Genomic DNA, 13,276 nt, shown 5'->3' on the forward strand with positions numbered 1-13,276 from the left:
CAGACCTGAGCGCCGGAGTTTGCCGCTCCGCCGCGTATGCGACGTGGCCCGTCACAGGGAGGGCACCATGGAGATCTACCAGCTCGAGATCTTGCGCGAGCTCGGCACGCTCGGCAGCGTCACCGCCGTCGCCGAGAGCCTACGCGTGACGCCGTCGGCGGTGTCGCAGCAGCTCACGGCGCTGCAGCGCGGCTTCCGCGCACCGCTCACCAGGCGCGATGGCCGCACGCTCGTGCTCACCGAGGCGGGCCACGCGCTCGCCCGCGCCGGCACCGAGGTGATCGAGGCCATGGCTGCCGCCGCCGGGGCGGTCGAGGCGTTCGAGCAGGAGCCATCTGGCATCGTGCGGGTGTCGGGGTTTCACAGCGCCTCGCAGGCGATCTTCGGCGCGCTGCTGTCGGAGCTGCGTGGCGTCGCCGCAGCGCCAGCGCTCAGGCTGTCAGACGAAGACGTGGCGCAAGACGAGTTTCCGCTGCTCACCGCGAGCTACGACCTCGTCATCGCGCACAGGCTCGAGCACAGCCCGCCGTGGCCCACCGCGGGTCTCCGCGTCATTCGGCTCGCGCAGGAGCCGCTCGACATCGCGCTGCCGGTTGACCACCCGCTCGCCGCCCGCGAGCGGCTCACGCCAGCCGATGTTGCGGGCGAGCCCTGGGTGACGAGCCGTTCGGGCTACTCCCCCGACGACCTGCTCGGCGCGATCGCCGCTGTCGCTGACAGGCCTGTCAACGTCGTGCACCGCATCAACGACTACGGCTCGGTCGCCGCAATCGTCGCGACGGGCGATGCTGTCGGCATGGTGCCGCGGTACACGGTCGGGTCAGCCCTTTCCGGGCTCGTGCTGCGCCCGCTCACGGGAGTGAACGCGACTCGCAGCATCGACCTGCTCACGCGCCCAGAGACGCTGCACCGCCGCTCGGTGCAGGTGACCGTCGAGGCCCTGCGCACGGCGATGGGAGGGCTCGTCGCCGCTGGCGAGGCCAGGCGGTAACCCCGGCGCCACCCCCGGGGCGCCCCGCGCGTTGCCGCGAACCCTTGCCTTGCCTCCGAGAACATCCCCTTGTTTCGCGATGAAAGGGGGTGTTCTCGGAGGCAAGTGCAGGGTTCGGGAACCCAGGCCCAGGCCCAGGCCCCGGCCCAGGCCCAGGCCCAGGCCCAGGCCCAGGCCCCGGCCCCGGCCCCGGCCCAGGCCCCGAGCGACTAGAGCTGGCTCGCGGGCACCTCGAACGTGCCGCACGACGTCGGCCCCTGCTCGTAGCCCGTCATGAACCAGCGCTGGCGTTGCTCCGAGGTACCGTGCGTGAACCGCTCGGGGTCGACGCGCATGCCAGAGGACTGCATAATGTGGTCATCGCCGACGGCCGCTGCCGCGCTCAGCGCGTCGTTGATCTGCGCCTGCGTCACGGGCTTCAAGAACGGCACACCGCTGTCGTCGGTCACTGTCTGGGCGGCCCCAACCCAGGCGCCCGCGAAGCAGTCGGCCTGGAGCTCGAGCCGCACCGACCCCGAGGTTGCGCCAGACTCCCGCCCAGCCTGGTTCAGCGACCCGGTGATGTTCGAGATGTGGTGACCCCACTCGTGAGCGAGCACGTACATCTCGGCGAGCGGGCCGCCCGAGGCGCCGTAGTCGCTCCGCAGCGTGTTGAAGAACGCGGTATCGACATAGATGCGCTCCTCTGGCGGGCAGTAGAACGGGCCGGTCGCCGCCGACGCGGTGCCGCACTGCGACTGGGTCTGGCCGCTGAAGAGGGCGACGGGCTGCGGGCCGCGGTAATTGCCGACCTGGGTGCTCCAGTAGCGGTTCAGCGAGTCGCTCGTCGCTGTCATGCGGCACTCGACGTTCGCGTTCGCGTCGGCGCCGGTGGCACACTTCTCGACCTCGACGATTTGCTCACTCGACGACCCTCCACCACCCGAGCTCAGCGCGGGGGCGAGCCCGGTGAGGTCGACCCCGAGCAGCTGCGAGCCGAGAAACAGCACGAGCATGAGCCCGATGCCACCGCCACCGATCGCCATGCCGGTTCGCCGCCCACCACCGCTGCGCTTCTGCACCTGACTCGTGTCGATGCGTACGTTGTCGTTGAAGGTCATGGTGAAATGCTATCCCGTCTCTGTGCCAACGGTGAGCCGAGATATTGGCGCAGGCCCGCGACTATTTCCCGGCGAAACGGTCGGTTGCGCGCACGAGCGCGTCGACGGTGCCAGGCTCGCTCGCTGCGTGCCCCGCGTCGCCGATGAGCTCGAGGTCGGCCTCGGGCCAGGCCCGGTGCAGATCCCAGGCCGTGCGCGCCGGGGTGCAGACGTCGTAGCGGCCCTGCACGATGACGCCGGGGATGCCGGCGAGCTTGCCGGCGTCGGCGATGAGCTGGCCGTCGGCAAACCAGCCGCCGTGCGAAAAGAAGTGGTTCTCGATGCGGGCGAAGGCCACAGCTCCCGCAGCGTTTTCGCGGGCCTCGGCGATCGCCTCCTCGCTCGGAATGAGGCGCACGGTTGCGTTCTCCCACACCGTCCACGCGAGCCCGGCAGGGGTGTGAACCGCCGGGTCGGGGTCAGTCAGCCGCCGCCGGTAGGCGGCAACGAGATCCGCCCGCTCCCCCTCGGGAATCACCGAGAGGTACTCCTCCCACACATCGGGGAAGATGTGTGACGCCCCGTCTTGATAGAACCAGTCGATCTCGCTCTTGCGCAGCGTGAAGATGCCGCGCAGCACGAGCTCGGTGACGCGCTCGGGGTGGGTCTGCGCGTAGGCGAGCGAAAGGGTCGAGCCCCACGAGCCACCGAACACGAGCCACTTGTCGATGCCGAGGTGCTCGCGCAGCCGCTCAATGTCAGCAACGAAGTGCCAGGTCGTAATTGCTGACATGTCGGCGTCGGGGGCGCTCACGTGCGGGGTGGATCGCCCGCTGCCGCGCTGCTGGAGCAGCACGATGCGGTAGCGGGCTGGGTCGAAGTAGCGCCGGTAGTCGGCGGCGAGCACGCCGCCTGGCCCGCCGTGCAGGAACACCGCGGGTTTGCCATCGGGGTTGCCGCAGACCTCCCAATACACCTCGTGGCCGTCACCCACGGGCAGCATGCCTTGGTCATAGGGCTCGATGGGTGGGTACAGGGTGCGCAGCTCGGTCATTCCTCCAGCATACGAGCAGCCGAGCCGGTAGCGGGCCTCCACCGGGTCGCGCCACAGCCGCTGCCCGGTTGAGGCCTGTCTTGGCACCCCGGCGCGCGATTTTCGGGTCGAAGCTCGCATGTCTCGGGCCGCGGCCTGCGCTAGATCGGCAATCTGCGCAAGATAGGCAGCGTTCAGCCGCGGCGGTACGATCTACGGCAGAAACACCCGGTTAGCGCAGATGGGGCACACCGCCCGCGGTACTCGGCCTTGCTAAGTACCGGTACTTAGTGTTACTTTGTAGCGGTAGCTAGTTGAACTAAGTACCAGGAGGGCGCCGATGGCAAACCAACTCACCGAGATGCTCAAGGGCACGCTCGAGGGCATCGTGCTTGCGATTCTCGCCGAGCAGCCCGCCTACGGCTATGAGATCACCACGAGGCTGCGCGACGAGGGCTTCGCCGAGATCGCCGAGGGCACCATCTACGCACTCCTCGTGCGCATCGAGCAGCGCGGCATCGTCGACGTCGCAAAGGTCCCCTCAGAGAAGGGGCCTCCCCGCAAGGTCTACACCCTGAACACGCAGGGCGAAGCACAGCTCGCGGAGTTCTGGCAGACCTGGCGCCTCCTCTCCGACCGCATCGAACACCTCAGGCAGCGGGGCTAACCCGCACTCACCACCACCGAATCGCAGATTTACCGAACATTCAGGAGCACCCCATGGCCGCAAAGTGGCTTGAAACCATCACCGGATCCCTCGAGCAGAAGAAGCAGTACCGCCAGCACATGGCACGCCTCGACGCGCTGCCGGAGCCCTACGGCGACGCAGCAAAGGCGATCCAGCGCTATCTCACCTACGCCGGCGCAGCCGAAGACGGCGACACCCTCGTCACCATGATCGGCGATCACGTCGACCTGTGGGAGCGCGCAGCCGTCGACGGCACCCCCGTGCGCGCGATCGTCGGCGACGACCCCGTCGAGTTCGCCGAGACCTTCGCCAAGGCGTACTCGGGCAAGCAGTGGATCGACCGCGAGCGCACCCGGCTCAACAGCGCGATCGCCGCCGCTGAGGCGAGACAGAAAACTGAACAGTGAGCGCAGATCCGCCGGTCGCGGTTGCCAACCTCCCCGAGGAGGCCCCGGCCGCACCTCCCCCGGCAATCTCGGCGACGGGCCTCACAAAATCATTCGGCGAGCTCGAGGTGCTGCGCGGCGTCGACCTCGTGGTGCAGCCCGGCAGCGTGTTCGCGCTACTCGGGTCGAACGGGGCTGGAAAGACGACGCTCGTGAAGATCCTCGCGACCCTCTTGCGCGCCGACTCCGGCACCGCCGCCGTGAACGGGCACGACGTCACAACAGCCCCGCACCGCGTGCGGGAGGCGATCAGCCTGACCGGCCAGTTCGCGGCGGTAGACGAGGTGCTCACCGGCCGCGAGAACCTCATGCTCGTCGCCAGGCTTCGACACCTCCCACACCCCGCGGCGATCGCCGACGAGATGCTCGCCGGGTTCTCGCTCACCGAAGCTGGCAACCGCCGCGCTGGCTCCTACTCGGGCGGCATGCGCCGTCGACTCGACATCGCGATGAGCCTCATCGGCAACCCGCCCATCATCTTCCTCGACGAGCCAACGACGGGCCTCGACCCGCAGGCCCGCGTCGACGTCTGGCAGACGGTTCGGGGCCTCGCTGACAGCGGGGCGACCGTGCTGCTCACCACGCAGTACCTCGACGAGGCGGAGCAGCTTGCCGACCGCATCGCAATCCTGCACCGTGGCACGATCGTTCAGCACGGCACGCTCGCCGAGCTCAAGGCGCTGCTCCCTCCTGCGAAGGTCGAGTACGTCGAGAAGCAGCCGTCGCTCGAAGACGTGTTTCTCGCGCTCGTCGGGGAGCAGGCGGGAGGCGGATCCGCGGCTGCGGGATCCGCGAGTGGCGGATCCGCCACCGCCGCCCCACCCACCGGCCCCGCGGCGCCCGGCCCAGCGACGCCCAGCGGCGCCGAGCGAAAGGACGAATCGTGACCTCCCACGCCCTCACCGATACCCGCGTGCTCACCGGGCGGTCGCTGCGCCATATCCTCCGCAGCCCCGACACGATCATCACGACCGCCGTCACCCCGATCGCCCTCATGCTGCTGTTCGTCTTCGTGCTCGGCGGCGCGATCAACACCGGGTCCGACGCTTCCTACATCACCTACATGCTGCCGGGCGTCCTGCTCATCACCATCGCCTCCGGTATCGCCTACACGGCCTACCGACTGTTTTTAGACATGCAGGGCGGCATCTTCGAGCGCTTCCAGTCGATGCCGATCGCTCGCTCGAGCGTGCTCTGGGCGCACGTGCTCACGTCGCTCGCGGCCAATCTCGTCTCGCTCGCGCTCGTCATTGGGGTTGCGCTTCTGCTCGGGTTTCGCACCGGGGCATCGGTCTGGGCTTGGCTTGCGATCGCAGGCATACTCGCGTTGTTCACCCTCGCGCTCACGTGGGTCGCTGTCATCGCGGGTCTCTCAGCCAAGACCGTCGACGGCGCAAGCGCCTTCAGCTACCCCCTGATCTTCCTGCCGTTCATCAGTTCGGCGTTCGTGCCGACCTCGACGATGCCGGGGCCCGTCGCGTGGTTTGCCGAGCATCAGCCGGTCACGTCGATTGTGAACTCGATTCGCAACCTGTTCGCGGGAGTGCCTGTCGGCGGCGGCCTGTGGGTTGCGCTCGCCTGGCTCGTCGGCATCCTCATCGTGGCGTACGGCGCCGCCATCGCGATCTACCGCACGAAGATTCGGTAGGCCGCGCTGGCCGCGGCCCGGCGCCGCCGCGGCCCGGCGCCGCCGCGCCGGAGAGATAACAAATTGGCATCCCTGATTTCGAGCTCTTCCATTCCGCAGACGTCTCTGTAGGGTGTTGAGTACGTTCAACTGAGCGTGCAACTCGAGGGGAACTGCACAGGAGCCGTCCCTGACAGTTGGCGACCCGTACGCCTCCGAGCACCTTCAATGGGGGGCTGAAATTCTGCTGCCTTCGCGCTTCTGTTGCGAGGCGCGCTTTCTGCTTCCTCCTCAGAGGGGCTCGTGCAGAAAGGAAACCGACACTCATGAGCCCCGTTCTCTTGATGATCATCGGCCTGATCATCTTTGCACTCGGATACTTCGTGTATTCAAAGTACCTCGCACGGCGGGTGTACAAGCTTGACGAAAACTTCACAACACCGGCACACGAGCTCAACGATGGCGTTGACTACGTGCCCACCAACAAGTTCATCCTGTGGGGGCACCACTTCACCTCGGTCGCGGGTGCGGCGCCCATTGTCGGCCCCGCGATCGCCGTGATTTGGGGCTGGCTGCCCGCGCTGCTGTGGGTGACGCTCGGAACCGTGTTCTTCGCCGGCATGCACGACCTCGGCGCGCTTTGGGCGTCCGTGCGCAACAAGGGGCGGTCAATCGGCGCCCTGTCTGGTCGCTATATCGGCAAGCGGGGCGCAAACCTCTTCCTCGTGGTCATTTTTCTGCTCCTGCTCATGGTCATCGCGGCGTTCGCGGTGGTGATCAAGAATCTGCTCATCGGCACGCCGTCGGCGGTGATCCCTACCTGGGGTGCGATTGTCGTTGCGCTCCTTGTCGGGGTGGCGGTCTACCGGCTCAAGTGGCCGCTGATCCCTGTCACAATCGTCGGCGTCGCCGCGCTGTACGCCCTCATTGTTGTGGGAGACATGTACCCGGTCGTGCTCCCGGAGCAGACGCTCGGAATGAGCCCGGGAACCTTCTGGATCGTCGCGCTCTTTGTGTACGGGGCAATTGCGTCGCTGCTACCCGTGTGGGTGCTGTTGCAGCCACGGGACTACATCAACGGCGTTCAGCTGTTCGTTGGGCTGATCTTGCTCTACGGCGCAGTGCTCGTCGGCGCGATCTTCGCCGATGTCAAACACAACATCGTCGCCCCGATGATCAACGACGCAGTTCCGGCCGGCACCCCCTCGCTGGTGCCGCTGCTCTTCGTCACCATTGCCTGCGGCGCCATCTCGGGGTTCCACGGCATGGTCTCCTCCGGTACGAGCTCGAAGCAGCTCGATAAAGAGACCGACGCGCGCTTCGTCGGCTATTTCGGGGCCGTCGGCGAGGGGCTGCTTTCGCTCGGCACCATTCTCGCGGTCGTCGCCGGCTTCCGCACCGTCGCCGAGTGGGAGAACGTGTACTCCGCGTTCGGGGCCGGCGGGGTGCAAGCCTTCGTTGACGGTGGGGGTATGCTCATGCAAGACGGGATCGGGCTACCCGCATCACTGTCTGCAACCGTTCTGGCAACGATGGCCGTGCTCTTCGCGGCGACAACGATGGACACCGGAATGCGCCTGTTGCGCTTCGTCGTGCAAGAAATCGGCGATGCCGTCAAGATTCGTATCGGAAAGGTCCCGGCGACCCTCGTGGTCGTCGTGGTTGGCCTCGGGCTCACGTTCTCGCAGGGGCTCGACGGGTCTGGTGGGCTTCGCATCTGGCCGCTCTTCGGCACGACCAACCAGCTCATGGCCGCACTCACGCTGTCGATTCTCGCGGTCATGCTCATTCGCAAGCGGTCTTCGCCCTGGCCCGCGCTCATCCCGCTCGGGTTTGTATTCGTGATGTCGTTCTGGGCCGCCATCGAGCAGCTCACATCGTTCGCTGACCCAGAGAACCCCGACTGGCTGCTCTTCGCGATCGACCTGGTGATCATCGTGGTGAGCATTTGGGTGGTCATCGAGGCTGTGCTCGCAATGCGGCGCGCGGCGCTCTCGCCCGCCGAACCAGTCGATGCCGACGCAAAGCTCGAAGCTGTGCGGGAGGAAGTCTGAGCCCCGACGAGACCACTGCGCGCCAGTTGGGAGTGCAACGCATCGCTCGCAACTGGCGCGCATTCCGCGATGGTCTGAGCCAGTTCTACCACGGCCCCTACCGCCAGACCCTGGCCCGCGAACAGCGAACCGAAGATGATTTCTTCACGCTTATCGTGCTCGGCGAAGCCCTGGGGGTTCCCGACCCCGCCGCCTACTATTCGATGGAGCTCATGCCGTTTCTCTACCGGGATTTTCACGCCTGGCACCGACGTATGGGCATGCCGCGATCGCCGCTGGAGAACGTCGCATGCTGTTGACCGCCACCCGCTCAAGCCCGCTGGTGTTTGTCGGGGGAAAGGGCGGCGTCGGGAAGACCACAGTCGCGTCGGCCCTCGCGTACGCCCGTGCGGCGGCCGGCCAGCGGGTGCTCCTCGTTTCTACAGACCCCGCGCACAATCTCGGCCATCTCTGGGAGCGGTCGTTCGGCGACGAGGCACTACCGGCCGTCGAGTTCGACACCGGCGGGGTTGATGCGCTCGAAATCAGCCCAGAAGCAACGGTGTCCCGCCACCTGGCTGCGGTGTCTGCAACGATGCGCGAAATCCTCCCCGAGCGCATGCACCGCCAAGCTGCCGCACACCTCGAGCTCGCACGGAACGCCCCCGGCAGTCATGAGGCGGCCATGCTCGAACGAGTCGCCGATCTCGCCCAACTGCCGGGTGCTGACTACGACTCGGTGGTCTTCGACACGGCCCCAACGGGCCACACGCTGAGGCTCTTGAGCCTGCCGACCCAGCTCGGCCACTGGGTCGACACCCTCATCGACAATCGCGAGCGATCCGAGCGCTTCGCCAACGCGCTCCAGGGGCTCATGCCGGCTGAAGCCCCTCGACGGTCGCCCCGTTCTTCCCAGCTCATGAACACGCTCCACACCCGACGAGAACGTTTCGCACGCCTCGCTGCGGCCCTCAGCGACCGAGAGCGCACGGCCTTCGTCGCCGTGTGCGTCGCCGAACCAGTTCCCGTCACCGAGACGATCCAACTCGCAGACGAGCTGGCCGCCGCGCGAATCCGCCTCGCCGCCACGGTCGTGAATCGGCGTACCCCGCCAGCACTAGACGGAGATCGCGCAGCTGGTGAGGCTGCGCAGGTCGCCCGTCTCGCCTCTGCCCTCCCGACATCAGGCATGTGCGAAATTGGCCGGCAGCCAGGCCCGCTGAGCGGCCTCGCTTTCATCGCTGGCGTTGCACAACACCTCGGCTAGCGGCGCCGAACAGCAAGCGCGCCCCGCAGCCGGTGAGGGTGCGAGGCGCGCTTGCTGCGTGCGGCACTCAGCTCGTGGCAGTGGCGACCTGCCCTGCGGCCTTCGCCGCAGCCTTCGCCTGGGCGCGCAGCTCCTTCTCGTGAACGGGCCACAGACCAGCAGCGCGCTGCTCATCGACGTAGTTCTGCGCCTCCTGCTGGCGCTCCTCTTCGATGCCCGTCGCGATCTCGGCGCGCAGCAGCTGGTCATCAAGCCCGAAGGCATCGACGAGGTCGAGCGCGTGCTCGCGCAGGCGACCGAGCAGCCGGTCAATGTACGCGGTCACTGCCTCTGCGCGCTGGCCCGACATGCGGCCGTGCACGAGGTACCAGGTCATGTGGCGCTCGAGCAGCGTGAGCCCAAACAGGTCGCGCAGCCAGGTCATCACCTGCTTCGTGTCGGGGTCGCTGAGCTTGTCGACCTCCTCGGTGAAGGCCTCCCACTGCAGCAGCTCGGCGTGCGCGCGGGCCGCCTCGATGAGCTTGTGCTGCTGGGCGTTGAACGCGTCTTCGCTGCGGGCTGCGCGCTCGGCCTTTGGCACATCCTTCGTCGCGTCGCGAAGCGCGGAGGCGACCTCGGCGACCATCGTTTCGACGCGGTCGGTGAGCAGCTCGCGCTGCGCCTCGGCCGCGCGGAAGCTCTCGACCGACCGAGAGGTCTGCCCGAGGTCAGCGATGCTCTGGCCGAGCTGACGCAAGCCGAATCGGCTCACGCGGTCACCGAGCTGGCTCGCTGCTGCGCGGGCAAGCGCGGCCTTGTCGCCGCCCTTGAACTGGGCGGCGTAGTCGGTGAGCAGCCGCTTGCCGACGAGCTGCAGCAGAATCGTGTTGTCGCCCTCGAAGGTGACGTAGATGTCGAGGTCGGCCCGCAGCCCGGTGATGCGGTTCTTCGCAATAAACCCTGCACCACCGCACGCCTCGCGCGCCTCCTGCAGCGTGTCGAGCGCCGCCCACGTCGACAGCGATTTCAGGCCGGCAGCGAGCGTCTCGAGGTCTTCACGGTTCTCGTCGGTGTCTTTCGCACCCGAGAAGACCTCATCGAAGACCGTGAGCAGCCGCTCGTGCGCGAACGCCATCGCATAGGTCTCCGCGAGCCTCGGCAGCAGCCTACGCTGGTGCTGGCCGTAGTCCATGAGCACGGTTTCACGGCCCGATGCACCAGGGAACTGGCGTCGCTCGCTGCCGTAGCGAATCGCGATCGCGAGCGCGGCCTGCATCGCGCGCACGGCCGAGCCGTCGAGCGAGACGCGCCCCTGTACGAGCGTGCCGATCATCGTGAAGAAGCGGCGGCCGGGGCTCTCGATGTCAGACGTGTAGCTGCCGTCTGCCGCGACGTCGCCGTAGCGGTTGAGCAGGTTCTCGCGCGGAATTCTGACGTTTGTGAAGTGCAGTCGACCGTTGTCGATGCCGTTCAGGCCACCCTTCACACCGTCGTCTTCGCTACCGACGCCGGGCAGCAGCTTGCCGTCAGCCGTGCGAATCGGCACGAAGAACGCGTGCACGCCGTGGTTCACGCCGCGCGTAATGAGCTGGGCGAACACGACCGCGGCCTGACCATGAATCGCCGCGTTGCCGAGGAATTCCTTCCACGCACCCTTGAACGGGGTGTGGATCTCGAACTCCTCGGTGTCGGCGTCGTACGTCGCGGTCGTGCCGATTGAGGCGACGTCGGAGCCGTGCCCGATCTCGGTCATCGCGAACGCACCGGGGAGCTTCAGGCTCATGACGTCGGGCAGCCACTTCTCATGGTGCGTCTTGTTGCCGAGGTGCAGAATTGCAGAGCCGAAGAGCCCCCACTGCACGCCGCCCTTGATCTGCATCGACGGGTCTGCGAGCACGAGCTCCTGGAACGCCGCGACGTTGCCGCCGTGGTTATCTGCGCCGCCGAGGTAGGTGGGAAACGCGCGCTGAATCGCGCCAGCGTCGACGAGCTCGTGAAGCTGGTTCAGCACGCGGATGCGGTGCTCGTCCATTGGCTGACCGGGAATCGTGTGCAGGCTCGGGTTGCTGCGCACGAGCTCGCGCGACTGCAGCCGCTCGGCCTTCCACTTGCCGAGGAGCGCGTCGCTCACCTGCTGAGTGTTGATGCGCGGGGTGGTGCCTGGTGTGGTGCTGGCCATCGATATCTCCCATTCGAACCTGACGGCGGCGGGTCGGGGCCGACCGAGCGGCAACGCCCGCATCACGCCCTCCCTGATGATGGTGCCAGCGTATGTCGGCTTCGCCCACCCCTCAAGCCTGCGCGGTGCTTACGACAACGCCGCCCGAGCGCGCCCGCCGCACCCTTGTGCAGAAGCTACAAGTTCGCGGTGCGTTCTCTGGTAGTTATCTCTACTTTCGCGACGAGCGCTTGCCGCCGTGCTTCGGCTCGTACGCCTCGAACACGAGCGGCTCGACGCCCGCCTCCTCAAGCATCTCGCGAGTGCGCTTCTGCCCGGTGCGCGGAATCAGCGTGATCACCTGGCCGCCGCGGCCCGCACGGCCCGTGCGGCCAGATCGGTGCACAAATGCCTTCGCCTCCTGCGGCGGGTCGAGCTGCACGACCGCGTCGACGTCGTCGATGTGAATGCCGCGCGCGGCGACATCTGTCGCAACGAGCACGCGCGCCTTCCCAGAAGCGAATTGCTTGAGGTTGATCTCACGCCGCGCCTGGCTGAGGTTGCCGTGCAGCGAGGTCGCGGAGATGCCCGCGTTCTCGAGCAGTTCGGTGACGCTCTCGGCGGCCACGCGCGTGCGAGTAAACAGCATGAGCCGGCCCGGGGTGCGCGCGAACTCGAGGGTCGCCGCCTCTTTGTCCTCGCGCATCACCATGTAGACGCGGTGCGGCACTGTCGACTTCGCTCGCTCAATCTCGTGCGCTGCCGGGTCGACGAGAAACTCTGCGACGAGCTCTTCGACGTCGCGGTCGAGCGTTGCCGAGAAGAGCAGCCGTTGGCCGCCGCGCTCGGTCTGCCGCAGCGTCCACTGCGTCTCCTCGAGAAACCCGAGCTCGCACAGGTGGTCTGCCTCGTCGACGATCGAGATCTGCACCTCGCGCAGGTCGAGCTTGCGGCGCTCGACGAGGTCGCGGATGCGCCCCGGCGTGCCAATCACAATGTCGACGCCGCGCTCGAGCGCGTGCACCTGCGGCTCGCTCGGCACACCGCCGACGAGCTGCGCGGTGTAGAACCCGACCGAGCGGGCGAGCGGCTGCACGGTGCGGTCGATCTGCAGTGCGAGCTCGCGGGTCGGTGCGAGGATCAGCGCCTTGGGTTTGCGCGTCGCGGCCCCCGAGCCGCGCAGCACGCGCTCGCCGCGCTTGGGCTGCTTCGTCTTCTTGGGTGCGGGCTCACCGAGCTTGCCCTGCGCCTTGAGCGCGAGCAGGCGCTCGACGAGGGCTGCCCCGAACGCGATGGTCTTGCCCGAGCCCGTCTCGGCCCTTCCGAGCACGTCGCGGCCCTTGATCGCATCGGGAATCGTGGCCACCTGAATAGGAAATGGCGATTCAGCCCCGAGCTCCCCCAGGGTGCGCACGAGGTTTTGCCCGAGCCCGAGCTCCTTGAAGCTGCGCCCAGACGCGCTATCCGCCGCCCACACCTTGGCCGTGAACTTCTGGGGTGCCTCCCCTGCCGGCCGCAGCCGCTTCGCGCCGCGCTCCGCGCCGCCCGGGCGCTCGGTACGGTCAAATCTCCCGGGAGCACCTGCCCCCCGCGCTTCGTGCCTGTCTGGGGCGCCACCAGCACCCGGTGCGCGACCGGCCGCAGATCGGCGATCGGCCGTAGAACGGCCCGGTGCGCCCGAATCGAACCTATCCTCTGCAGATCGCCTAGCGGCCGCAGCGCCCCGGGCGCCGCCCGCCCCGCGGCCACCGCGCGCGCCCGCATTGCCATCGGCCGTAGGCCGGCGATCGGCGCCAGAACGGCCCGATCTGCCCGAATCGAGGCTATCTTCTGCAGATCGCCTGCGGTCTGCAGGGCCCCCTCCCTGGGCGGCCTGGTCGCTGCGCGCAGCGGCGCCCCCGTACTTGCGCTTCGGGGCCCGGCTGCGATTCGGGTCGTAGTTCGCCGGGGCTTTGAACCCGCGCCGCTTCTTCTG

12 protein-coding genes are annotated in these 13,276 nt (G+C 67.6%); 8 read left to right on the forward strand and 4 right to left on the reverse strand.

Annotated elements, in window-relative coordinates; genetic code table 11:
• Positions 1–67 precede the first annotated feature (67 nt).
• Complete coding sequence (locus ABD115_RS03135) at positions 68–991, forward strand: LysR family transcriptional regulator (RefSeq protein ID WP_343958110.1); 924 nt, start codon at positions 68–70, stop codon at positions 989–991.
• A gap of 209 nt (positions 992–1,200) precedes the next feature.
• On the opposite strand, the gene ypfJ is transcribed toward ABD115_RS03135, so the two are convergent.
• Both ypfJ and pip read right to left on the reverse strand, forming a co-directional pair.
• On the reverse strand, positions 1,201–2,091 hold the full coding sequence (gene ypfJ / locus ABD115_RS03140) for a KPN_02809 family neutral zinc metallopeptidase (RefSeq protein ID WP_343958112.1): 891 nt from the start codon (positions 2,089–2,091) through the stop codon (positions 1,201–1,203).
• Between the two features lie 61 nt (positions 2,092–2,152).
• The gene (pip, locus tag ABD115_RS03145; protein ID WP_343958114.1) at positions 2,153–3,124 is read right to left on the reverse strand and encodes a prolyl aminopeptidase; all 972 of its coding nucleotides are present in this window, start codon (positions 3,122–3,124) and stop codon (positions 2,153–2,155) included.
• A 319-nt stretch (positions 3,125–3,443) separates the two neighbouring features.
• Between pip and ABD115_RS03150 the strand changes: the two genes are divergently transcribed.
• From ABD115_RS03150 to ABD115_RS03180, 7 genes are all read left to right on the forward strand, one after another.
• The gene (locus ABD115_RS03150) at positions 3,444–3,770 is read left to right on the forward strand and encodes a PadR family transcriptional regulator (RefSeq protein WP_343958116.1); all 327 of its coding nucleotides are present in this window, start codon (positions 3,444–3,446) and stop codon (positions 3,768–3,770) included.
• A gap of 53 nt (positions 3,771–3,823) precedes the next feature.
• Positions 3,824–4,198, forward strand: a complete 375-nt coding sequence (locus tag ABD115_RS03155; RefSeq protein WP_343958118.1) for a DUF1048 domain-containing protein — start codon at positions 3,824–3,826, stop codon at positions 4,196–4,198.
• Positions 4,199–4,263: 65 nt separating this feature from the next.
• The gene (locus tag ABD115_RS03160) at positions 4,264–5,124 is read left to right on the forward strand and encodes an ABC transporter ATP-binding protein (protein WP_343958317.1); all 861 of its coding nucleotides are present in this window, start codon (positions 4,264–4,266) and stop codon (positions 5,122–5,124) included.
• Positions 5,121–5,885: an ABC transporter permease gene (locus tag ABD115_RS03165; RefSeq protein WP_343958120.1), complete on the forward strand. Its 765-nt coding sequence runs from the start codon at positions 5,121–5,123 to the stop codon at positions 5,883–5,885. Before ABD115_RS03160 ends, ABD115_RS03165 begins: the two co-directional genes overlap by 4 nt.
• Positions 5,886–6,190: 305 nt before the next feature.
• Positions 6,191–7,918 (forward strand): carbon starvation CstA family protein, encoded by a 1,728-nt coding sequence (locus tag ABD115_RS03170; protein WP_343958122.1) that lies wholly within the window; start codon positions 6,191–6,193, stop codon positions 7,916–7,918.
• A gap of 32 nt (positions 7,919–7,950) precedes the next feature.
• The gene (locus tag ABD115_RS03175; protein ID WP_343958124.1) at positions 7,951–8,217 is read left to right on the forward strand and encodes a cory-CC-star protein; all 267 of its coding nucleotides are present in this window, start codon (positions 7,951–7,953) and stop codon (positions 8,215–8,217) included.
• The gene (locus ABD115_RS03180; protein WP_343958126.1) at positions 8,208–9,164 is read left to right on the forward strand and encodes an ArsA family ATPase; all 957 of its coding nucleotides are present in this window, start codon (positions 8,208–8,210) and stop codon (positions 9,162–9,164) included. Before ABD115_RS03175 ends, ABD115_RS03180 begins: the two co-directional genes overlap by 10 nt.
• A gap of 67 nt (positions 9,165–9,231) precedes the next feature.
• Here the strand turns inward: ABD115_RS03180 and ABD115_RS03185 are convergent, their stop codons facing one another.
• Complete coding sequence (locus ABD115_RS03185; RefSeq protein WP_343958128.1) at positions 9,232–11,322, reverse strand: acyl-CoA dehydrogenase family protein; 2,091 nt, start codon at positions 11,320–11,322, stop codon at positions 9,232–9,234.
• Positions 11,323–11,533: 211 nt separating this feature from the next.
• The gene (locus tag ABD115_RS03190; RefSeq protein ID WP_343958130.1) at positions 11,534–12,778 is read right to left on the reverse strand and encodes a DEAD/DEAH box helicase; all 1,245 of its coding nucleotides are present in this window, start codon (positions 12,776–12,778) and stop codon (positions 11,534–11,536) included.
• Positions 12,779–13,276 lie beyond the last annotated feature (498 nt).

This window comes from Leucobacter albus, from assembly GCF_039528015.1.
GTDB classification, from domain to species: domain Bacteria; phylum Actinomycetota; class Actinomycetes; order Actinomycetales; family Microbacteriaceae; genus Leucobacter; species Leucobacter albus.

Excerpts from the sequence above, each read along its gene's own strand:
- ABD115_RS03150 (WP_343958116.1), top strand. The coding sequence starts at position 3,444 with ATGGCAAACCAACTCACCGAGATGCTCAAGGGCACGCTCGAGGGCATC.
- pip (WP_343958114.1), bottom strand. The coding sequence starts at position 3,124 with ATGACCGAGCTGCGCACCCTGTACCCACCCATCGAGCCCTATGACCAA.
- ABD115_RS03180 (WP_343958126.1), top strand. The coding sequence starts at position 8,208 with ATGCTGTTGACCGCCACCCGCTCAAGCCCGCTGGTGTTTGTCGGGGGA.
- ABD115_RS03135 (WP_343958110.1), top strand. The coding sequence starts at position 68 with ATGGAGATCTACCAGCTCGAGATCTTGCGCGAGCTCGGCACGCTCGGC.
- ypfJ (WP_343958112.1), bottom strand. The coding sequence starts at position 2,091 with ATGACCTTCAACGACAACGTACGCATCGACACGAGTCAGGTGCAGAAG.
- ABD115_RS03170 (WP_343958122.1), top strand. The coding sequence starts at position 6,191 with ATGAGCCCCGTTCTCTTGATGATCATCGGCCTGATCATCTTTGCACTC.
- ABD115_RS03155 (WP_343958118.1), top strand. The coding sequence starts at position 3,824 with ATGGCCGCAAAGTGGCTTGAAACCATCACCGGATCCCTCGAGCAGAAG.
- ABD115_RS03185 (WP_343958128.1), bottom strand. The coding sequence starts at position 11,322 with ATGGCCAGCACCACACCAGGCACCACCCCGCGCATCAACACTCAGCAG.